Annotated in this window: 18 protein-coding genes and 1 pseudogene; 9 read left to right on the top strand and 10 right to left on the bottom strand. The window is 69.6% G+C overall.

Features of this window, described 5'->3' with window-relative positions:
* Positions 1-30 precede the first annotated feature (30 nt).
* The 6 genes from ACXJ3V_RS11280 to xylA form a co-directional block, all read right to left on the bottom strand.
* The gene (locus ACXJ3V_RS11280; protein ID WP_457100400.1) at positions 31-540 is read right to left on the bottom strand and encodes a glutaminase; all 510 of its coding nucleotides are present in this window, start codon (positions 538-540) and stop codon (positions 31-33) included.
* Positions 537-1739 carry a cation:proton antiporter gene (locus ACXJ3V_RS11275; RefSeq protein ID WP_457100399.1) on the bottom strand — a complete coding sequence of 401 codons (1203 nt, stop codon included), beginning with the start codon at positions 1737-1739 and terminating at the stop codon, positions 537-539. Before ACXJ3V_RS11275 ends, ACXJ3V_RS11280 begins: the two co-directional genes overlap by 4 nt.
* A 43-nt stretch (positions 1740-1782) precedes the next feature.
* Positions 1783-2634 (bottom strand): transposase, encoded by an 852-nt coding sequence (locus ACXJ3V_RS11270; protein WP_457100398.1) that lies wholly within the window; start codon positions 2632-2634, stop codon positions 1783-1785.
* Positions 2635-2802: 168 nt separating this feature from the next.
* Positions 2803-3483, bottom strand: a complete 681-nt coding sequence (locus tag ACXJ3V_RS11265; protein WP_457100397.1) for a GTP pyrophosphokinase — start codon at positions 3481-3483, stop codon at positions 2803-2805.
* A 58-nt stretch (positions 3484-3541) separates the two neighbouring features.
* Positions 3542-4870, bottom strand: coding sequence for a xylulokinase (gene xylB / locus ACXJ3V_RS11260; RefSeq protein WP_457100396.1), 1329 nt, complete (start codon positions 4868-4870; stop codon positions 3542-3544).
* Positions 4871-5084: 214 nt separating this feature from the next.
* Positions 5085-6272: a xylose isomerase gene (gene xylA, locus ACXJ3V_RS11255; protein WP_457100395.1), complete on the bottom strand. Its 1188-nt coding sequence runs from the start codon at positions 6270-6272 to the stop codon at positions 5085-5087.
* Positions 6273-6464: 192 nt separating this feature from the next.
* Between xylA and ACXJ3V_RS11250 the strand changes: the two genes are divergently transcribed.
* The gene (locus ACXJ3V_RS11250) at positions 6465-7628 is read left to right on the top strand and encodes an ROK family protein (RefSeq protein ID WP_457100394.1); all 1164 of its coding nucleotides are present in this window, start codon (positions 6465-6467) and stop codon (positions 7626-7628) included.
* Between the two features lie 18 nt (positions 7629-7646).
* Here the strand turns inward: ACXJ3V_RS11250 and ACXJ3V_RS11245 are convergent, their stop codons facing one another.
* Positions 7647-8642 (bottom strand): LacI family DNA-binding transcriptional regulator, encoded by a 996-nt coding sequence (locus tag ACXJ3V_RS11245; protein ID WP_457100393.1) that lies wholly within the window; start codon positions 8640-8642, stop codon positions 7647-7649.
* Positions 8643-8817: 175 nt separating this feature from the next.
* Here ACXJ3V_RS11245 and ACXJ3V_RS11240 point away from each other — a divergent pair, with 175 nt between their 5' ends.
* The 7 genes and pseudogenes from ACXJ3V_RS11240 to ACXJ3V_RS11210 form a co-directional block, all read left to right on the top strand.
* Entirely contained in the window at positions 8818-10107 is a 1290-nt protein-coding gene (locus ACXJ3V_RS11240) for an ABC transporter substrate-binding protein (protein ID WP_457100392.1), read from the top strand.
* 12 nt (positions 10108-10119) lie between these two features.
* Positions 10120-11145, top strand: coding sequence for a carbohydrate ABC transporter permease (locus ACXJ3V_RS11235; protein ID WP_457100391.1), 1026 nt, complete (start codon positions 10120-10122; stop codon positions 11143-11145).
* A complete protein-coding gene (locus ACXJ3V_RS11230) occupies positions 11142-12008 on the top strand; it encodes a carbohydrate ABC transporter permease (RefSeq protein WP_457100390.1) in 867 nt (288 codons plus the stop codon). The genes ACXJ3V_RS11235 and ACXJ3V_RS11230 overlap by 4 nt, the downstream gene beginning before the upstream one ends.
* Complete coding sequence (locus ACXJ3V_RS11225) at positions 12005-14302, top strand: beta-xylosidase/alpha-l-arabinosidase (protein WP_457100389.1); 2298 nt, start codon at positions 12005-12007, stop codon at positions 14300-14302. Before ACXJ3V_RS11230 ends, ACXJ3V_RS11225 begins: the two co-directional genes overlap by 4 nt.
* 63 nt (positions 14303-14365) lie before the next feature.
* Positions 14366-15778 (top strand): aspartate aminotransferase family protein, encoded by a 1413-nt coding sequence (locus ACXJ3V_RS11220; RefSeq protein WP_457100388.1) that lies wholly within the window; start codon positions 14366-14368, stop codon positions 15776-15778.
* A 55-nt stretch (positions 15779-15833) separates the two neighbouring features.
* On the top strand, positions 15834-16469 hold the full coding sequence (locus ACXJ3V_RS11215; protein ID WP_457100387.1) for an NADPH-dependent F420 reductase: 636 nt from the start codon (positions 15834-15836) through the stop codon (positions 16467-16469).
* 89 nt (positions 16470-16558) lie between these two features.
* Positions 16559-16879: pseudogene (locus tag ACXJ3V_RS11210) on the top strand (DUF7882 family protein); the annotation flags it as partial.
* 204 nt (positions 16880-17083) lie between these two features.
* Here ACXJ3V_RS11210 and ACXJ3V_RS11205 read toward each other — a convergent pair.
* Positions 17084-17434 (bottom strand): DUF7882 family protein, encoded by a 351-nt coding sequence (locus ACXJ3V_RS11205; protein WP_457100386.1) that lies wholly within the window; start codon positions 17432-17434, stop codon positions 17084-17086.
* A 21-nt stretch (positions 17435-17455) separates the two neighbouring features.
* The gene (locus ACXJ3V_RS11200) at positions 17456-18025 is read right to left on the bottom strand and encodes a TetR/AcrR family transcriptional regulator (protein WP_457100385.1); all 570 of its coding nucleotides are present in this window, start codon (positions 18023-18025) and stop codon (positions 17456-17458) included.
* Positions 18026-18080: 55 nt separating this feature from the next.
* On the opposite strand from ACXJ3V_RS11200, the gene ACXJ3V_RS11195 reads away from it, so the two are divergent.
* Positions 18081-19148, top strand: coding sequence for an SDR family NAD(P)-dependent oxidoreductase (locus ACXJ3V_RS11195; protein ID WP_457100384.1), 1068 nt, complete (start codon positions 18081-18083; stop codon positions 19146-19148).
* Between the two features lie 84 nt (positions 19149-19232).
* On the opposite strand, the gene ACXJ3V_RS11190 is transcribed toward ACXJ3V_RS11195, so the two are convergent.
* Positions 19233-20810 carry an SLC13 family permease gene (locus ACXJ3V_RS11190; RefSeq protein ID WP_457100383.1) on the bottom strand — a complete coding sequence of 526 codons (1578 nt, stop codon included), beginning with the start codon at positions 20808-20810 and terminating at the stop codon, positions 19233-19235.
* Positions 20811-20876: the final 66 nt, after the last annotated feature.

Raw genomic sequence — 20876 nt, 5'->3', positions numbered from 1 at the left:
CCGATCAGCCAGGGGTTGACATCCCGCCCGTCACGCCCCCGATGGCGGCTCGAGCAGCAGCGCGATGCGCTCGTCGAGGTAGCGTCGGAGCGGCATCCAGCCGCCGGCGGCGCTCCACCGCACGCTCGGGATGCCGTCGCGCAACGCCAGGGGACCGGATGCCTCGCCCTCGGCGTTGGCGTCGGGGTGCAGCATCCGCCATCCGACGTGCACCGCCTCGCCCTCGGCGAATCCGCCGCGCCGCGCTGCGGCGGCGAGCTCGGCTCGCGTGCGCTGCGACTCGGCGGTGAAACCCCGTGGGGCCTCGGCGCGGGCGCGCACGATGTCGCCGGTCGCGTACACGGCATCGACGCCGATGAGCAGGACGCCCAGGTGCCACGCACCGCCGACGCGGACGATCCGGGGCGCCCGCGACATGCCGAGCACGCGGCGCGGGGTGCGCAGCTCCCCCAGCGGCTCCTGCGGCGCAGCGGCCAGCGCGGCGCGGGCATCGGCGAACAAGGTCTGGAACGGCGCTTCGGATGAACTCGGGCTCGTCACGCCAGATCGTCCTCGAGCGGGAGGGCCGCCGACGTGCTGCGCTCACCGCGAACCGCCATGGCGACAAGCGGGAAGAGGAGCACCGAGAGCATGCCCGCGCCGACGAGCAGCGCCGCATTCGCCGACGAGATGATCTTCTCGTCGACCCCGATGGCCGTCACGGCGACGATGATGGGCAGCGCGGTGGCGCCCAGCAGAACGATGGATACCCGATCCCGCCCGGTCGATCCCGTTGGGGCCGCCAGCATGGACGGAAGGCCGCGCACGAGCAGCAGTGCGACAAGTGCCACGGGAAGCACAAGGAACAGGGTCGGCTGGGCGAGGAGGGCATCGAGGTCGAACGTCAGCCCGGTGTAGATGAAGAAGATCGGCACGAGGAACCCGAAGGCGACAGCCTCGACCTTGCTCTCGACCGCCGCGCGATCCGACTCTGCTGCGTCGCGCATGATGAGGCGCCAGACGATGCCGGCGGTGAAGGCGCCGAGCAGGATGTCGAGGTCGAGCACGATGCTGAGGGTGAGCAGGCCGGCGAGGATGAACAGCACTACGCGGATCGCGAACTGCCCCGAGGTGTGCAGGCTCGAGTTGACGAAGCGGTGCATCGCGCCGCGCGGCAGTTTGAAGGCGAGCCAGATGGCGAGTCCCGCGACCAGCGCGAACACCGCGAGCACGAGCGCGGAGATGTCGGGGGCCCGGCTGCCGAGGAAGATCGAGATCGCGATGAGCGGGCCGAACTCGCCCACGGCGCCGACTGCGCCCATCGCGCGGCCGAACGGGGTGCGCAGCTCGCCGGCATCGCGCAGGATCGGGAGGATCGTCCCGAGCGCCGTGGAACTGAGCGCGATGCCGATGATGACCGCCGCCTCGCCGGGGGCGATCAGCCAGCCGACCCCGATGCCGATCAGGAGGCTGAGCAGCCAGCCGATCACGGCGTTGCGGCCCATCCGGCCGCGGAACACGGTGAACTCGACCTCCGAGCCCGCGACGAAGAACAGCATCGCGAGGCCAAGCTGCGACAGGGTCACGATGAACGCGTGTGGGACTGCCCACCCGAGGACGCTCGGCCCGAAGACGATGCCGAGCAGGAGTTCGAAAACGACGATGGGAACCCGCACCCAGCGCCCGAGGCCCCGCGCGAGCAGCGGGGCGAGCAGAGCCAGCAGCGGAACGATCAGCAGCGTCGGCTCGAGCGCATCCACGCACTCACCCTAGCGACGCGCCCGACCTCCCGTCCGCGCCGGTTCAGCCGGGTTCGAGCGCGGAACGTGCCGCCTCTGCCTGCTTCACAGCCGCACGGGCACGGGATGCCGCCTCCGCGCGCTCCTCGGCGAGCCGGTCGGTCTCGTGCCCCGACTTCTTGGCCTCCGCCTCGAGCCGCTGCAGGTCGGCGCGCAGCCCATCGATGCGCTCGGTCAGCAGGTCGGAGCGTTCGCGCGCCTTGGCGAGCTTCGCCTCGATCGCACCGAGCTCGCGCGTCGCCTCCCCGGCGGCGCGCTCGGCCTCGCGCGCCGCCCGCTCGGCGGCCTTGCGGGCGCGCCGCTCGGCCAGCTCGTCGCGGTTCGGCGGCGCCGCGTCGGGAACGCCCGGCAGGCTCCCGCCGACGGCGTCCGACACGTCGACGGGATCGAACCCGGATGCCTCGAGGGGCCGGGTGAGTCGCGCGGTCATGACGGCGGCGGCGGCCGCGGCATCCATCACAGCCRCATTGACGGTCTTCTGCACGTCGTCGCGCGCGGCCGCGCTCACCGCCACACCGCGGTCCTTCGCGAGGTCGACCGCCTGACTCGCGAGGGCCGAGACGAGTGCGCGCCGCTGGCGGCTGAGCCGAGAGAGCTCGGCGGCGTCGAGGTCGTCCTGCGCTTCGCGAAGGGCGGCGGCGAGCTCCAGCGCATCGCCGAGCTGGCCCTCGCGGGCGAGGAGGTTCACCGCCCACGCGGCGACCGTCGGCTTGCGGAGCGCCTTCAGCCGCGCGGTGAGGTCACGCTCAGCGGCGGCCCGGGCATTGCGCTGCGCGGTGAACTGCTCGGGCGGGAGCGCATAGAGCTCGACCGCGATCGCATCGAACTTCTCGGTCGCGGCGTCGGCAGAGGGCACGGGCCCATTCTCGCCCCGGATGTCGCGATCCGGCGTGTCCGGCGGGTTCGGTGTGTGCGGCGGGGGCTGTCGAGTCCACGAGCCGATACGTTGACCGCGAGCCGATACGGCGATTACGTGTCGGCTCGCGCGGAACGTATCGGCTCGACACTCTATTCGGCGGGGGCCTCAGGCCCGCTGCGCGCGGGACGTGCGAGGGCCGTGCAGCTCGCGGTGGAGCCGCTCCATGCGGTGGTCGAGGGCGGCGGCGGAGTCCGCGGCATCCTTCAGCTCCGCCACAAGACGGTCGGGCACCTGGTTGTCGTACTTGTAGTAGATCTTGTGCTCGAGGCTCGCCCAGAAGTCCATCGCGATGGTGCGGAACTGCACTTCGACCGGCACGATGACGCGGCCGGTCGAGAGGAAGACCGGCACCTCGACCACGGCATGCAGGCTCTGGTAGCCGTTGGGCTTGGGCTGGGCGATGTAGTCCTTGACCCGGCGGACCGTCACGTCGTCCTGGGCGGTGAGCAGGTCGAAGAGCCGGTAGACGTCGGTCACGAAGCTGCAGGTCACCCGCACGCCCGCAATGTCGGTGATGCGCTCGCGGATGGTGTCGAAGTCCGGGTCGATGCCCTTGCGCGCGACTTTGCCGACGATGCTGTCCGGCGACTTCACCCGGCTCGAGACGTGCTCGATCGGGTTGTAGTCGTGCATGTGCTGCAGCTCGTCGCGCAGGATCCCGACCTTGGTCTCGACCTCCTGCATGCCGAAGCGGTACTCGAGCAGGAACCGCTGCATCTGATCGCTGAGCGCGCGCAACTGGGAGGGGGAGATGCTGATGGGCGTGTCGTCCACGGTGCTCGCCATGGATTCCACGCTACGGATGCCGCCTCTGCGGCACCTGTGAGCCCGGCCTGTGCCGGGGTCAGGCCTGCAGGATGCGGGCGGCCTGGCGCGCGGCGCCGAGCGCGACGTACTCGCCGGGCTCGGGCACGACCACGGGGACCCCGAGCACGAGCGGCGCGATCACGCGGACCGCCTCGGACTGGGCGCTGCCGCCGATCAGCAGGGCCCGCTCGAGCGGAACACCGAGGTCGCGCACGGCCTGAAGCCCGGCGGCGAGGCCGCCGAGCATGCCCTCCACCGCGGCGCGCGCGAGGTTCTCGCGGGTCGTCGAGGTGAGCGTCATGCCGGTGAGCTCGGCCGTCGCGTCGGGGAGGTTCGGGGTGCGCTCGCCCTCGAAGTAGGGCACGAGGGTGAGTCCGCCGGCGCCCGGCTCGGCGGTGAGGGCCAGGCGGCTGAGCTCGTCGAAGTCGACGCCCAGCAGCCGGGCGATCGCGTCGAGGACGCGCGCCGCGTTCATGGTCGCCACKAGCGGCAGGAAGTGCCCGCTCGCATCKGCGAAGCCCGCGACCGTGCCGGTCGGGTCGATGGTGCGCTGCTCGGACACGGCGAACACCGTGCCGGACGTGCCGATCGACACGACGACGTCGCCTGGCTGCGCGTCCAGCCCCAGGGCGGCGCCCGCGTTGTCGCCTGCACCAGGTCCGACCCGGCGTCCGTCGGGGTCGGCGACCCACTCGTCGGCGCCGAGCACGCGCGGGAGGAGCGCGTCATGGCCGAGCGCCGTGACCAGGAGGTCGCGGTCGTAGCCGTTGGTCTCGGGGTTCCAGTAGCCGGTGCCCGAGGCATCCGATCGATCCGTCACGAGCTCGTCGAGCACCGGCCCGAGCGGCGACTCGTCCGACGGGCCGAAGCCCCGAAGGCGCCAGGTGAGCCAGTCGTGCGGGAGGGCGACCGCCGCCACGCGGGCGGCGTTCTCGGGCTCGTGGTCGCGCAGCCAGCGCAGCTTCGTGATCGTGAACGACGCCACCGGCACGAGGCCGGTGCGGCGAGCCAGCTCGTCGGCGCCGAACTCGGCGATCAGGTCGGCGGCCGCTCCGGCCGAGCGGGTGTCGTTCCACAGCAGCGCGGGACGGATGACGCGACCCTCCGCGTCGAGCACGACCATGCCGTGCTGCTGCCCGCCGATCGCCCAGGCCTCGACGTCGTCGAGTGCGCCCGCATCGATGGCGAGTCCCTGCGCCGAGTCGCGCAGCGCGACCTGCAGGGCGCTCCACCAGGCGGCCGGATCGACCTCGGTGCCGTCCGGGTGCGACGCACGGCCGGAGCGCACGACCGCGCCGGTCGCGGCATCCGTCACGACGACCTTGCACGACTGCGTCGACGAGTCGACACCGATCACGAGTGGCATGTCGCTGCCTTCCTTGAGGTTCGCACTCTCGCGAATCCACCGATTTGGTGCGAATCCACTCAGTCCGAGCGCGCGAACTGCGTGGTCTCGGGTGGAATCGGTGGATTCGCGGGTTGTGGGACCGGGTCACCGGTCAGAGGAGCCCATCAGCGTGCGGCGCCGCCCTTCGGGTGGGCGGCGCCGGCACGTGACGGGCTGGGTGGGAGCGGGATGCTCAGCGAGCGCCGAGCAGGTGCTCGGTGGCCAGCTGCTGCAGGCGGACGAAGCCGAAGCCCTTGCCGCCGAGGTACGCGTCGGTGTCGAAGTCCTCGTACGAGGCGCGGTCGGCGATCAGGTCGTCGTAGGACTCGCCCGGGTTGAGGGTCGGAACCGACAGCTCGGGGACCTTCGAGGCGGCGAGCGCCTCCTGCACCTCGGGGTCGGCGCGGAAGGCCGCGGCGCGCTCCTTGAGCAGCAGGTAGGTCTGGATGTTCGCGGCAGCGGAGTCCCAGACGCCCTTCTCGTCCTCGGTGCGACTCGGCTTGTAGTCGAAGTGACGGGGACCCTCGTAGGCCGGAACGCCGCCGGGGCCGCCGTTCTCGAGCAGGTCGACGAGCGCGAACGCGTTGTGCAGGTCGCCGTGACCGAACACGAGGTCCTGGTCGTACTTGATGCCGCGCTGACCGTTGAGGTCGATGTGGAAGAGCTTGCCGTGGTACAGCGCCTGGGCGATGCCGGCCGCGAAGTTGAGGCCCGCCATCTGCTCGTGTCCGACCTCGGGGTTGAGGCCGACGAGCTCGGGACGCTCGAGCGAGTCGATGAAGGCGAGCGCGTGGCCGAGCGTCGGCAGCAGGATGTCGCCGCGGGGCTCGTTCGGCTTGGGCTCGATGGCGAAGCGGATGTCGTAGCCCTTGTCGGTGACGTAGTCGCCGAGGAGGTTGACGGCCTCGCGGTAGCGCTCGAGCGCCTGGCGGATGTCCTTGGCCGAGTCGTACTCTGCGCCTTCGCGGCCGCCCCACATGACGAAGGTCTTGGCGCCGAGCTCAGCGCCGAGGTCGAGCTGGCGGATGACCTTGCGGAGGGCGAAGCGGCGGACGTCGCGGTCGTTCGAGGTGAAGCCGCCGTCCTTGAAGACCGGAGCCGAGAAGAGGTTGGTGGTCACCATCGGGATGATGAGGCCGGTCGCGGCGAGCGCGCCCTTGAGGCGGTCGATCTGCGACTGGCGCTCTGCCTCGGTCGAGCCGAAGGCGAACAGATCGTCGTCGTGGAAGGTGAGGCCGTAGGCGCCCACCTCGGCGAGCTTCTCGACGGCGTGCACCACGTCGAGGGGCTTGCGGGTCGGGCCGCCGAACGGGTCGGTGCCGTTGTAGCCGACGGTCCAGAGGCCGAATGAGAACTTGTCGGCGGGCGTGGGGGTGGGCATGACGCTCCTTTGCGGATGGTCGAGATAATTGTTGTTGGACACAACCTATACCATTCCGGATGCCTCGTCCACTGGCTCGGGTCGCGTCAGAGCCGCGCCGCCTCCCGGATTGTTGTCGATCGCAACGTATACTGCTTGCGTGTCCCGCTCCGTCTCCCGGCCGCCCACAGAAGTCAGCTCTGCCGTCATCTCATGAACGAGACGGTCGGCAGCCGCCAAGCGAATCTCGCGCGACTGCTGCGCCTTGCGCACCTCGAGGGACCGGTCTCCCGTGCGACCCTCACCGCAGAAACGGGTCTGAATCGCTCCACGATCGCTGACCTCGTCGGCGATCTCGTCGCGCTCGGCGTCGTCGAGGAGCGCGCACCGGACCCCAGCCGGCGCGTCGGCCGCCCTTCCCCGCTTGTGAGTGGGCACCCTCGGGTCATGGCCATCGCGGTCAACCCCGAGGTCGACGCCCTTACGCTGGGCGCCGTCGGGCTCGACCGCACGGTGCGCCGCCGGGAGCGCATCGAGATGGCCGGCCTCATCGGTCCCGAGCAGACCGCGCACCTCATCGCCGAGCGAATCCGCGCGTGGCGTGCCGAAGACCTCGCCGATGCGGCCATCGCCGGAATCGGCGTCGCCGTGCCGGGGCTGGTGCGCGCGTCGGACGGGCTCGTCCGCGATGCCCCGCACCTGAGGTGGACCGACGTCGCGCTGCGCGAGCTCATCGAAGAGGCAACAGGACTGCCCACGGTGGTGGGCAATGACGCGACGATGGGCGTTGTCGCTGAGCACCTCTTCGGCGCCGCGCGCGGTGTGGACGACGTCGTGTACCTGAACGGCGGCGCGAGCGGCATCGGCGGCGGCCTCGTCGTGCAGGGGATGCCGATCGCGGGCGCGTCTGGCTACTCGGGCGAGTTCGGCCAGAACCGGCCGCGCATCGCGTCGGCCGCGGATCGGCGAGCGTCCGATGGCGTACTGGAGGACGAAGTCAGTCGCGCGCGCCTGCTGGCAGCGCTGGGCCGCCCGAATGCCGACGAGCCCACCCTGGCGGAGCTGCTGCGCACCACGAGTGCGACCGAAGTCCTCGACGAGATAGCGCGACAGCGCCGCATCCTCGCGACCGCACTCGCCAATGCCGTCAATGTGCTCAACCCGTCCGTCGTGATCCTCGGCGGATTCCTCGGGATGCTGGCCGCCCACGATCTCGACGACCTCAAGCAGGCCGTCGTGGCGCAGACGATGCCGGCCAACGGCGAAGACGTCGAGATCGTCCCCGCGGCACTCGGGGAAGATCGCCTGCTGATCGGCGCCGCGGAGGCCGCCCTCGCGGAACTCCTGCGGGACCCGGCCGGCGTCACGCTGCACTGAGCGCCGGAGCCCCCGAGATCACGCGGGCGGCGCTGTCGTGGCGCGCGGCACGAGTCGAGTCGGCAGTTTGAGGTGCGTTGCCGCCGGCGCCTCACCCCGCATGAGCGCGAGCAGCATCCGAGCGGCCTCGGCGCCGAGCCGCTGCATGGGCTGACGGACCGTCGACAGCGGCGGGTTGGCGGCGGAGGCTTCGGGCACGTCGTCGAATCCGATGATCGACAGATCCTGCGGGACAGCGAGCCCGAGCTCGGCAGCGACCTTCACGATCTCGAGTGCGGAGATGTCGTTCGCGGCGAACACTGCCGTCGGGCGATCCGCGCGACGGAGCATCTCGAGGGCGGCGATCCGCACCGCGTCCTGGCGGTAGCTGCCGGACCCGACGAGTGCCGGGTCGACGGAGAGTCCGGCATCCGCCAACGCCCTTCGGTAACCGGCGTCGCGAGCGATCGAGGAGCGCAGGTCGGTTCGCCCTGCGATGAAGCCGATGCGGGAGTGGCCGAGTTCGATGAGGTGGCGCGTCGCCTGGAGCGCCCCGCCGAAGCTGTCGCACTCGACGGTCGGCACATCGGCAGGGCCCGTGTGCGGGTCGATCGCGACGACCGGGACCTCGGTGCCGACGTTGACCACCGTCGGAGTCACGATGATCGCACCGTCGATGAGGGTTCCGCTCAGCCGCGACAGCGAGCGTCGCTCCCAGCCCTCGGCCGCTCCATGAGAGCCCGAGTACGCGAGCAGGTCATAGCGTGAGTCGCTCAGCGCCTGCCCCACGCCCTTCAGGATCTCGGCGCTGAACGGCTCGAAGTCCGCCACGAGCACGCCGATCACCCCCGTGGTGCGTGAGCGCATGCTGCTCGCGATGAGGCTGGACTCGTAGCCGAGCTCTGCCACGACCGCCAGCACCCGGTCGATCGTCTCAGGGGCGACCCCGTACCGCCCGTTCACAGCCTTCGAGACGGTCGCCACGGAGACGCCGGCCGCGGCGGCGACATCGGTGATGGTGGGACGTCGGTCCATGATCTCGAAAGCATAACGGGTTGAAAAACGTTTTCGAAAACGTTTGACAGATATTTGTTGCGCGCACAGACTTTCCCCGCTCGGTTCGCACGCCGAGCATGCGCGGTCCCGAACCGCGCCGACCACGGCACCCCGGAGGATGGGGGTGCACCTCAAAGAAGAGAACGGGAATCACATGAAGCGCAACAGGATCCTCGCCGGGTCCGCCGCACTCGTCGTGGGCGCGCTGGCGCTCGCTGGCTGCAGTGCCGGCGGCTCCGGAGACAGCGGCGACGGGAACGTCGAGATGACGCTGTGGCAGAACTCCACCACGGGGCCCGGCCAGCAGTACTGGAAGGACGCGATCGCCGCGTTCGAGAAGGACAACCCGAACGTCACGATCAAAATGCAGTCGATCCAGAACGAGGACATGGACGGCAAGCTGCAGACCTCGCTCAATGCGGGCGACCCGCCGGACATCTTCCTCCAGCGCGGCGGGGGCAAGATGGCCGCCATGGTGCAGGCCGGCCAGCTGATGGATCTCACCGGCAAGATCACCGGCGAGGCGAAGGAGAACATCTCGGCGGGCTCCTTCAAGGCGGAGACCTACCAGGACAAGGTGTGGGCGATGCCCCTGTCGGTGCTTCCCGGCGGCATCTTCTACAGCCAGGACCTCTACGACGCCGCCGGGGTCACTGAGAACCCGACGACGATCGACGAGCTGGTCGCGGCGAACGACAAGCTGAAGGCGACCGGCGTCGCGCCGCTCGCGCTCGGCGCGAAGGACGCCTGGCCGGCGGCGCACTGGTTCTACTGGTTCGCACTGCGCGAGTGCGCGCCCGCGACGATGGAGGAGACGGGTGACTCGAAGGACTTCAGCGACCCGTGCTGGCTGAAGGCCGCCGAAGACCTCGACGACTTCGCCAAGACCGACCCGTTCAACGACGGCTTCCTGACGACCGCGGCCCAGCAGGGCGCGGGCAGCTCCGCGGGCCTGGTCGCGAACCACCAGGCGGGTGGCGAGCTGATGGGCGCGTGGGATCCGGGTGTGATCGCTTCGCTCACGCCGGACGAGAAGCCGCTTGCGGATCTCGCCTGGTACCCGTTCCCGGAGGTCTCGGGCGGCAAGGGTGAGCCCGGCTCCATCATGGGTGGCGTCGACGGCTACTCCTGCTCGGCGCAGGCGCCGAAGGAGTGCGCCGACTTCCTGAGCTTCATCGGTTCGGACGCCCAGCAGACGGCCTACTACGAGGCCTACAACTCGCCGCCCGTCAACACCGTGGCGCAGGCGGGTGTCACCGAGCCCTACCTGGTGCAGATCCTCGAGGCCTACAACAAGGCTCCGTTCGTCTCGCAGTGGCTCGACACCGTGCTCGGCCAGAACGTCGGAAACGCGCTCAACGTGGCGGTCGTCGAGATGCTCGCCGGACAGAGTTCACCGCAGCAGATGATCGACGCCGCCAACCAGGCCGGCGCGAAGGGCTAGGAACACTCCGCAATGAATATCAGCGAGACACCGAAGACGGACGATCGCCCGGAAACGGATCTCGCGCAGCGGACCGGGGGCGGCGGCGACACACCGCCGCCCTCGGCGCCGCCGCGCCGCCGGCGCCGAGGAATCGGACGGTCGGGCCGTTGGGAGATCGCACTGCTGGCCGGGCCCGCGGTGATCTTCTTCGTCGGCTTCGTCATCATCCCCGTGATCTTGGCGGCGTACTACGGCTTCTTCAACTGGCACGGCTATGGACCGGCGACGGACTTCATCGGACTGAAGAACTACGTCACGATCCTCACCGACCCCGACTTCCAGGAAGCGCTCGGTCACAACGCGTTCATCGTCCTAATGTCGCTGCTGATCCAGGGACCAGTCGCCCTCCTGCTCGCCCTGCTGCTCAACCGCAAGATGCGCGGGCAGTCGCTGATCCGAGTGCTCATCTTCGTGCCGTACGTGATCGCGGAGGTGGTGGTCGGCACCGGCTTCAGCCTCATGCTGGCGACCAACGGCGCACTCAACGGGCTGCTCGAGAATCTGGGGCTGTCAGGTCTCACGCGAGAGTGGCTCTCGGATCCGAGCATCGCGATCTGGACGCTCATCGCGATCCTCACGTGGAAGTACGTGGGCTTCGCCGTCATCCTCTTCCTCGCGGGCCTCCAAGGCATCCCCGAGGAGCTGCATGAGGCGGCCGCCATCGACGGCGCCAGCTACTGGCAGATCCAATGGCGCATCACGATCCCGCTTCTCGGCCCGACTCTGCGCATCTGGGCGTTCCTGTCGATCATCGGCGCCCTGCAGCTGTTCGACCTGGTGTACATCATCTGGGGGCAGTACATCGCCCCCGTCGCCGGCACGTCGACGATGGCGACCTACATGGTCTCCAACGGTCGCAACGCCGGCAACTTCGGCTACGGCAACGCCGTCGCCGTCGTGATCTTCCTCATCTCGCTCGTCGTCGCCTTGATCTATCAGCGCTTCGTCCTGCGCCGCGACACCGCGGGCGCGCTCACCGAAAGGACCACCCGATGACCGCCGCCCTGGCGACCATTGAGCTGCCCCCACCCCGACCTCACCGGATGCGGGCGGCGACACCCGTCGTCTACTTCGTCGCGTTCATCGTGGTCGCGCTCATGCTCGGCCCCGTCCTCTACATCATCATCGGTGGATTCCGCACGAATTCGCAGATCACGACCAACCCTGCGGGGATGCCCGATCCGTGGGTGTTCTCCAACTACATCGATGTGCTCACCGAGCCGACGTTCTGGATTCTGGTGATGAACTCCACCATCGTCGCGGTCGCGACCACCGTGGGGGTGATCCTGCTGGGTCTCATGGCCAGCTACGTGCTGGCGCGATACCGGTTCCGGGGCCGAGGGGTGCTGTACGCGCTGTTCGCCGCCGGGCTCATGTTCCCGATCACGGTCGCCATCACACCGCTGTACATCGTCGTGCGCGACCTCGGGCTCATCAATTCGCTCGCCGGCGTCATCCTGCCCCAGATCGCCTTCGGGCTGCCGACGACGATCATCATCCTGGTGCCGTTCCTGCGGGCCATCCCCGACGAGATCCAGGAGGCCGCGTTCATCGACGGATGCAGCCGCCTCGGCTTCTTCTGGCGCATGGTGCTTCCGCTCGCGGTCCCCGGAGTCATCACGGTCGGCATCCTCGCCTTCATAGGCAGCTGGAACAGCTATCTGCTGCCGCTGTTCCTCCTCAACGACAACGCGAACTTCACGCTGCCGCTCGGCGTACAGGCCTTCTCGTCGCAGTATTCCGTGGACACCGCGAAGGTGCTCGCCTTCACGTCACTGTCGATGATCCCCGCGCTCGCCTTCTTCAGCCTCTTCGAGCGGCRCATCGTCGGCGGTCTCACGGGAGCGGTGAAGGGATGAGTGAACTTCGGCTCCCGGCGGTATCGGAGCGGGTTCAGGGCCTGCATGCCCAGATGACCCTGGAGGAGAAGCTGGGCCAGCTCGTCGGCTACTGGGTCGACCAGGGCGATGAGCTCGTCGCCCCGATGGCGGGCGAGATGGTGACCTCGACGAAGTACGAGGATGCCACGACGCATGGCATCGGGCATCTGACCCGGGTGTACGGCACCCGACCCGTCGATCCGGTGGAGCGCGCCACGTGGCTGTGGAACGAGCAGCGGCGCCTGCGGGAGCAGACTCGGCTCGGCATCCCGGCGATCGTCCACGAGGAGTGCCTCACCGGCCTCGCCGCGTGGAAGGCCGCGACCTTCCCGACTCCGCTCGCGTGGGGGGCTTCCTTCGACCCCGCTCTCGTGGAGGAGATGGGCCGGCTCATCGGGGACTCGATGCGACAGCTCGGCATCCATCAGGGGCTCGCGCCCGTGCTCGACGTCATCCGCGACCCACGCTGGGGGCGAGTCGACGAGTGCATCGCCGAGGACCCCTACGTCGTCGGCACGATCGGCACCGCTTATGTGCGGGGGCTGCAGGATGCCGGGGTCCATGCCACTCTCAAGCACTTCGTCGGCTACTCGGCTTCGCAAGCCGGACGCAATCATGCGCCGGTGCACGTCGGCCGACGCGAGCTCGCGGACGTGCTGCTCCCGCCGTTCGAGATGGCCATCCGCGACGGGGGTGCACGCTCGGTCATGAACTCGTACGCGGCGATCGACGGTGTGCCGGTCGCTGCATCGGCGGAACTGCTGACCGGCCTTCTGCGGGAGCGCTGGGGCTTCGACGGCGTCGTCGTCTCCGACTACTTCTCCGTGGCGTTCCTGCATTCGATGCACGCTGTCGCCGAGGATCTCGGCCACGCGGCCGCCCTCGCGCTCGAGGCCGGCATCGATGTGGAGCTGCCGACGGGCGACGCCTTCACCGCGCCGCTGGCGGCCGCCGTGCGCGACGGCCGGGTGCACGAAGCTCTCGTCGATCGTGCGGTGCTGCGCGTGCTCGCCGAGAAGGAGGAGCTGGGCCTGCTCGACGAGACGTTCGAAGAGGCGCCCGCCGAGATCGACCTGGACACGCCCGCTCATCGCGAGGTCGCACGTCGCCTCGCGGCCGAGTCGGTCGTGCTGCTCTCGAACGACGGGACCCTTCCGCTCGAACTCGGTGCGCGGGCACGCGTCGCGGTGATCGGTCCGAACGCCGACGCGCCAGAGGCCCTGATGGGCTGCTACTCCTTCGTCAACCATGTGCTGGCGCATCACCCCGAGGTCCCCCTGGGCCTGGAGATCCCGAGCCTTGCGACGGCACTGCGCTCGGAGCTGTCGGATGCCCTGATCGAGGTCGCAACCGGCTGCGACGTGACCGGCGACGACGCGACCGGCATCGCGGCGGCCGTCGCCGCGGCACGCGCCGCCGAAGTCGCCGTGGTCGTCGTAGGGGATCGCGCGGGACTTTTCGGACGCGGCACCGTGGGCGAAGGCAACGACGTCGAGGATCTGGAGCTGCCGGGTCTGCAGCGCCGGCTCGTGGAAGAGGTCGTGGGCACCGGCGTGCCGACGGTCATGGTCGTGCTGTCCGGGCGCCCCTACGCGATCGGGTGGGCGATCGACGGTCCCGCCGCTCCGGCCGCTGTGGTGCAGGCCTTCTTCCCCGGCGAAGAGGGCGGCACGGCGATCGCCGAGATCCTCACCGGCCGCGCGGCCCCGTCCGGTCGGCTTCCCGTCTCGCTGCCCCGCTCGGCGGGAGCCCAGCCATATACCTACCTGCACCCGATTCTGGGGGGCCCCTCAGAGATCACGAGCGCCGACAGCACTCCGGCCCTGCCGTTCGGGCACGGTCTGACGTACACGAGCTTCGAGCACACCCGGCTGACCGCACCGCCCGAGTCCGCGACCAGCGCGGCCTTCAGCGTCACTGTCGACGTCGCCAACACCGGCGGGCGCGCAGGGGTCGACGTCGTGCAGCTGTATGCGAAGGACGTGTATGCGAGCGTCACCCGTCCCGTCGCTCAGCTGGTGGGCTACGCGCGGGTCACCCTCGAGGCCGGCGAGCGAACCGTCGTCCGCTTCGAGGTGCCGTCGGCGCGTCTCGCGTTCACCGATCGCCGAGGGGTGCGCATCGTCGAGCCCGGTGACGTCGAACTCTGGGTCGGCGCCTCGTGCGACTCGCAGGAGACCCGCGCAACAATGCTGCTCAGCGGGCCGATCCACGAGGTGACCACGGCCGACAGCCGCACCGTCTCGGTCGACGTCGCGGCGGTGCGCGCCTAGCGAGGATGGTGCGCCGGTCGACGACGCCGATATGGTCGAGGCATCCGTCACGGGAGGTCTGCCATGTCCATCGCCACCGGAACCGCCTACGATCAGGTCGCCCTGCAGGCGAAGGCCCGCGATCACCTGTGGATGCACTTCGCCCGCCAGTCGGTGATGACCGAGGGTGACGGCGTGCCGATCATCGTGCGGGGCGAGGGGCATCACATCTGGGATGCCTCGGGCAAGCGGTACTTCGACGGTCTCTCCGGGCTGTTCGTGGTGAACGCGGGTCACGGGCGCCGGCGCCTCGCCGAGGTCGCGGCCCGGCAGGCGGAGGAGCTCGCCTTCTTCCCGATCTGGTCGTACGCGCATCCGGCCGCGATCGAGCTCGCCGAGCGGCTGGCGCACTACGCCCCGGGCGACCTCAACCGGGTGTTCTTCTCCACGGGTGGCGGTGAGGCCGTCGAGACCGCGTTCAAGCTCGCCAAGCAGTACTGGAAGCTCGTCGGCAAGCCGGGCAAGCACAAGGTGATCTCGCGCGCGGTCGCCTACCACGGCACCCCGCAGGGCGCGCTCGCGATCACCGGCATCCCCGCGATGAAGGAGATGTTCGAGCCGGTCACCCCCGGTGGATTCCGGGTGCCCAACACCAACCACTACCGCGCCGCCGAATCGGGCTTCGTGTGGAGCGGCAAGGGCGACGAGCTCGAGGAGTTCGGCGTGTGGGCGGCCGACCGCATCGAGCAGGCCATCCAGTTCGAGGGCCCGGACACCATCGCCGCGGTGTTCCTCGAGCCCGTCCAGAACGCGGGCGGGTGCTTCCCTCCGCCGCCCGGATACTTCGCCCGCGTGCGCGAGATCTGCGATCGCTACGACGTGCTGCTGGTCAGCGACGAGGTGATCTGCGCCTTCGGGCGGATCGGCGAGTGGTTCGCGTGCGATGCCTACGGGTACGTGCCCGACATGATCACGTGCGCCAAGGCGATGACGAGCGGCTACTCCCCCATCGGCGCGACCATCATCAGCGACCGCATCCACGAGCCCTTCTCACGCGGGCAGGCGAGCTTCCCGCACGGCTACACGTTCGCGGGGCATCCGGTCTCCGCGGCCGTCGCGCTCGCCAATCTCGACATCTTCGAGGAGGAGGGCCTGAACGAGCGGGTCCGCGAGAACTCACCCGTGTTCCGCTCGACGCTCGAGCAGCTCACCGACCTCCCGATCGTCGGTGACGTACGAGGCGACGGGTACTTCTTCGGCATCGAGCTGGTCAAGGACAAGGCCACGAAGGCCACCTTCGACGACGACGAGGCCGAGCGGCTCCTGCGCGGGTTCCTCTCCAAGGCCCTGTTCGAAGCGGGGCTCTACTGCCGCGCCGACGACCGCGGGGATCCCGTCATCCAGCTCGCCCCGCCCCTCACGATCGGGCCGGCCGAGTTCACCGAGATCGAGCAGATCCTCCGCGGCGTGCTGACCGAGGCCTGGGCCCGCCTCTGAGCAATCTGCCGTAACAGGGGGAATGCCCGGGTGCCGGGTGGGCTTTACCTTCGGCATGACACGAGTCGGAATCATCGGAGCAGGACACATCGGATCGACCCTCGCGCGGGGTCTCGTCGACCACGGGTACGAGGTCGTGATCAGCAATTCACGCGGGCCGGAGACCCTGGCCGAGTTCGTCGCCGAGCTCGGGCCGAAGGCAACGGCGGGGACGACGACGGATGCCGCGGCATCCGGTGACATCGTCATCGTGACGGTGCCGCTCAAGGCGTACCAGGAGGTGCCGGTCGAGCCGCTCGCCGGCAAGATCGTGCTCGACACCAACAACTACTACTGGGAGCGCGATGGGCACATCGCCGCCCTCGACGAGAAGCGGGCGACGACCGCCGGGCTGCTTCAGGAGCACCTGCCGACGTCGCGGGTCGCCAAGGCGTTCAACCACATCCAGTCCAGCCAGATCCTGACCGACGGAGCGCCGGCGGGCTCCAAGGACCGTCGCGCGCTCGCCACCTCGAGCGATCACGCGGATGCCTCTGCCTGGGTCACCGACCTCTACAACGCCTTCGGCTTCGACACCGTCGACGTCGGACCGCTGGCGGAGAGCTGGCGCGTGGAGCGCGATCAGCCCGCGTACGTCGTCCGCCAGAACAAGGAAGAGCTCGTCGCGAACCTGGCTCGCGCCACCCGCTGACGAACGATCGCGCTCCGCGCCGGGCCACTCGGGTGTCCGGTGCGGAGCGCGGTGATCGGATCCGTTCGATCGAGGGTTAGGGTGGGCGCGTGGGCACCATGTATTACGGGGATTCGGGCACGCCGATCCATATCGAAGACCGCGCTCTCGCGCACCTGAAAGTCGTGATCGCGACCAAGCTGCGGCGGGACGAGAGCTTCACCGTGTCGTGGCGCCACCCCGACGATCAGCCACGCGGGCGGAGCACCGTCTGGATGCACCCCTCGATCGCGCTCCGGTTCGTCTTCGACGAACCGGAACCGCCGGAGCTGAGCCGGTCCTGGCTCGAAGATCTCGCGAACTCGGCCAACTCCTCCGGCGGGATCATGCTCGTCGCCGAGCACTTCGACACCGGTCCGGTTCCCACGATCGAGGGTTCCGACGCCGACGGCGTCTCGCTGGGAGATTCCGTGTCCCTCGCCAACGTCGAGGTCGCCCACCTCGAGATCGACCGGCTGACCGTGAGCGGCACCGACCTCACCGCCGGAACCGACGCGGCCGACATGGAGAGCGTCGCCGGAGCAGCGCTCGACGCCCCGCCGGTCCAGGACGACTGACGGCTCGACCCGCGTCGGTCAGGCGGCGGAGATCGCTTCTCCGGCCGCCGCAGGCTCTTCGGACAGGGGCGATTCCTCGGCGGGCTCAGGAACGATGCTGAGGCCGTTCGGCCCGCTCGCGGCCTGCATGAGCTCTTCCACCCATAGGCGGTTGATGCGCGGCTGACGGCTGCCGAAGAAGTGGAACTGGATGGGCACGGAGGGGTTCATCCAGAAGCTCCGGCGCCCGCTGCCGTCGCCGATCTCGACATCGAACATGAACGACTCCGAGCGGCGGAGCTTGTTCATGACGACGATGCGCAGATGGGCGAGCGTGCGGTCGTCGATGTCCACCGAGTTCGCTGCCGTGTCGTAGATGAATCTCCCCATATGAGGAGCATACGTCCGCCGTCAGCGTGGTGCGAAGGCGTTGTGGAAAAGCGCTCGGGCGCGGACGGCGGCCTCGGCGCGAAGGGCAGGAGGGGTCCGGGCGAGCTCGGTCGYCAGCATCCCCGTCGCCATCGCCACGTCTTCCGGTTCGACGTGGCTTCCGATGCGTCCTGCCGCGCGTTCGCGGACGACGAGCCGCGACACGAGGCCGTTGAATCGCTCGCCGAGCGGCACGACCCGCGGGTCCTGCAAGTCGGCGGTGACCAGCTCGATGAGGGCGGTGGAGGCGACCGCCTGCTCGACGACGCGGCCGAGCAGGTCGTCGACCGTGCGGCCCTCGGGAGCAGTGAACTCCTCGAGGTCGATCACGTTGTCTTCGAACACGGCGACCGCGAGTGCGGTGCGGTCGGGGAAGTGCCGGTAGAGGCTGCCCTGTCCGACGCCGGCGCGCTTGGCGATCGCGCTGAACGGCGCGCCCAGCCCCGATTCGGCGTAGACGGCACGCGCGGCGGCGATGAGCGCCCGACGGTTTCCGGGGCCGGCGGCCGGGCCGCGGTTGGTCTTCGTCGGGGGATTCTGCTGGGTGAGCACGGGTGTAGCCTAGTACCGGACACTGCTGTCCGGTCGAAAAGGAAAGAGAAGCATCATGGCTACCACCAAGGCCCTCTCGGGCGACACCTCGATCGCTGACTGGCTCGCAGATCCTGCGGGCAACGCGATCCTGACCGACATGCTGGCCCAGAGCGGTCAGACCCCGGACGCGTTCAAGCCCGTCCGCCGACTCGCGATCAAGCGGCTCGTGAAGCTGAGCCAGGGTGCCTTCACCCAGGACATGCTCGACGGCCTCGTCGCGCGCGCCGCCGCCGGCGACGTGCCCGCAGGCGCCGCTGCCGCGCCGGCCATCAACACCGAGGGCGACGACGAGGCATCCGTGTCCGCCGTCCCGCTGCGCGAGTGGACCGAACGCATCAACGAGGGCCGCTTCACCGGCCAGACCGTCATCGTGACCGGCGCCGGCTCCGGCATCGGCCGCGCCACCGCCTCGCGCGTCGCCCGTGAGGGTGGCCGCGTCATCGCGGTCGACGTCAGCCAGGAGCGCCTCGACGAGTTCGTCGCCGAGCACGCCGGAGCCGACATCGTCTCGCTCACCGCGGACATCACCGACGACGCCGGCGTGGCCGCCATCGTCGAGGCCGCCGGCGACACGATCGACGGCCTCGCGAACATCGCCGGGATCATGGACGACATGACCCCGGTCGGCGACCTGTCCGATGCCGTCTGGGAGCGCGTCATGCGCGTCAACGTCACCGGCACCATGAAGCTCACCCGCGCCGTCATCCCCACGATGCTGGCTCAGGGCGGCGGGTCGATCGTCAACACCGCCTCGGAGGCGGCTCTCCGCGGTTCGGCAGCCGGTGCCGCCTACACGGCGTCCAAGCACGCCGTCGTCGGGCTCACCAAGTCGAGCGCCTTCATGTACGGCCCGAGCGGCATCCGCGTCAACGCGGTCGCCCCGGGACCCACCATCACCAACATCGAGGCGAAGTTCGGCTCGCCCCTGGGCGCCGAGCGCGTCCAGTTCGGCATGCAGATCCTGCCGGACGCCGCCGAGGCCGAGGCCCTGGCCGCGTCGATCACGTTCCTGCTGAGCGATGACGGCGTCAACGTCAACGGCATCGTGCTCGCCAGCGACAACGGCTGGTCGGTCGCGTAGCCCCTGCGAGACCGCAGACTGCGGCCCCGGAGCATCCGCTCCGGGGCCGCAGTCTCGTTCGGGGCGGATGCCGCGGCAGGGGCGTCAGAAGGGCCAGACGAGCGGCACGTAGAAGACCGCGAAGAGCAGGTAGATGATCGCGAGCGGCAGCCCCAGCTTCCAGTAGTCGCCGAACCGGTACCCGCCGGCCTCCATCACCATGAGGTTCACCGGCGTGGCGATGGGCGTGAGGAAGGCGGCGGCGGCGACCACGGTCAGCGCCATCATGAACGGCTGCACGGAGACGCCCATGGCGCTCGCGAGCGAGACCGCGATGGGAGCGACGATGAGCACCGTCGCCGTGTTGCTGATCAGCTGGCTGAGCACGAGCGTCAGCACGCACAGCAGCGCCAGCGCGACGTAGGCGCCCGAGTCGCCGATCACCGTGAGCAGCCAGCCCGCGACGAGGTCGGCGGTGCCGGTCACGGTGAACGCGGTGGACAGCGGGATCATCCCCGCGATGAGCACGACCGTCGTCCACGAGATGGAGCGATAGGCCTGCGCAGGACTGACCGTGCGCGTCACCACGATGGCACCGGCGGTGAGCAGACCGGCGATCGCCGGAGGAACGAACCCGGTGGCCAGGAGCAGCACCATGGCCGCGAGGATGACGAGCGCGCGCTTCGCGCCCTTCCCGAGGGGCACCGCCCGGCGCATCAGGCTCGGCGCATCGACGACGAGGACTCCGGGGGCGTCGGTGTGGCGCGTGAGCTCGTCCCACGTGCCCTGCAGCAGCAGAGCGTCGCCGGCGTGCACCGAGATCTCCTGGCCCTTGAGCTGCTGGTCGCCTCGGCGCGCGGCGAGGATCGCGAGCTCGCCGTCGGGCGTCGCCATCCCGGGGTAGACCTTCGTGCCGATGAGCGGCGAGCGCGGCGGGATCACGACCTCGGTCACGCCGTTCTGCGGACCCATGATCATGCCGGTGTCGAGGCTCAGCGAGTACTGGTCCCGCAGCAGCCGCGCGTGACGCACCAGGTCCATCGGCATCGACGCCCCGTTGCGCTTGGGCAGCAGCGGCGCACCGAACAGGACGATGAACGCGACAGTGACGATGACGATGGGCACGCCGACGAGGGCGAACTCGAAGAAGCCGAACGCCCGTCCGCCGCTCGCGGCGGCCATGTCCGAGACGATGATGTTGACCGGCGTCCCGGTGAGGAGCAGCAGAGAACCCGCGGATGCCGCGAACGCGAGCGGCATGAGCAGCTGGGAGGTCTTGATCCCGGCGCGTGCCGCGACCACCACGACCAGCGGAAGCAGCGCGGCCACGGCGCCGTTGATGCTGATCAGCGCCGAGGTCGCCGCGACGAGGCTGCAGATCACGATGAGCAGCGGCATCCGCTTCGTGCCCGCTCGTGCGATCACCTTATGGCCGGCCCACGCCGTCACGCCGGTCGCATCCAGGGACTCGCTCACCACGAACAGTGTCGCGATGAAGATGACCGTCGGATCGCCGAACCCCGCGAGGGTCTGCTGGAGCGTGAGCACGCCGGTGAGGAAGAGCGCGAGCGAGACGCCGATCGCCACGATGCCGAGCGGGAGCCGATTGCTCACGAAGGCGACGATCGCCAGGACCAGGATGACGAGGGTCGCGGCGATCGGGTCCACGGTGATCTGGTCCATGGCGTTCAGCGTAGCCACGCAGGTCTCCGACAGGTGCGAACCCGGACTCCTGGCCGGACAGGCCGT

This window comes from Microbacterium sp. P5_E9, assembly GCF_054049175.1.
This window is presented reverse-complemented; position numbering and strand designations above follow the sequence as displayed.

Bases quoted from the DNA above. Each gene is read 5' to 3' on its own strand.
- ACXJ3V_RS11265 (WP_457100397.1), bottom strand. From the start codon at position 3,483: ATGGCGAGCACCGTGGACGACACGCCCATCAGCATCTCCCCCTCCCAG.
- xylA (WP_457100395.1), bottom strand. From the start codon at position 6,272: ATGCCCACCCCCACGCCCGCCGACAAGTTCTCATTCGGCCTCTGGACC.
- ACXJ3V_RS11250 (WP_457100394.1), top strand. From the start codon at position 6,465: ATGAACGAGACGGTCGGCAGCCGCCAAGCGAATCTCGCGCGACTGCTG.
- ACXJ3V_RS11245 (WP_457100393.1), bottom strand. From the start codon at position 8,642: ATGGACCGACGTCCCACCATCACCGATGTCGCCGCCGCGGCCGGCGTC.
- ACXJ3V_RS11240 (WP_457100392.1), top strand. From the start codon at position 8,818: ATGAAGCGCAACAGGATCCTCGCCGGGTCCGCCGCACTCGTCGTGGGC.
- ACXJ3V_RS11235 (WP_457100391.1), top strand. From the start codon at position 10,120: ATGAATATCAGCGAGACACCGAAGACGGACGATCGCCCGGAAACGGAT.
- ACXJ3V_RS11225 (WP_457100389.1), top strand. From the start codon at position 12,005: ATGAGTGAACTTCGGCTCCCGGCGGTATCGGAGCGGGTTCAGGGCCTG.
- ACXJ3V_RS11220 (WP_457100388.1), top strand. From the start codon at position 14,366: ATGTCCATCGCCACCGGAACCGCCTACGATCAGGTCGCCCTGCAGGCG.
- ACXJ3V_RS11215 (WP_457100387.1), top strand. From the start codon at position 15,834: ATGACACGAGTCGGAATCATCGGAGCAGGACACATCGGATCGACCCTC.
- ACXJ3V_RS11205 (WP_457100386.1), bottom strand. From the start codon at position 17,434: ATGGGGAGATTCATCTACGACACGGCAGCGAACTCGGTGGACATCGAC.
- ACXJ3V_RS11195 (WP_457100384.1), top strand. From the start codon at position 18,081: ATGGCTACCACCAAGGCCCTCTCGGGCGACACCTCGATCGCTGACTGG.
- ACXJ3V_RS11190 (WP_457100383.1), bottom strand. From the start codon at position 20,810: ATGGACCAGATCACCGTGGACCCGATCGCCGCGACCCTCGTCATCCTG.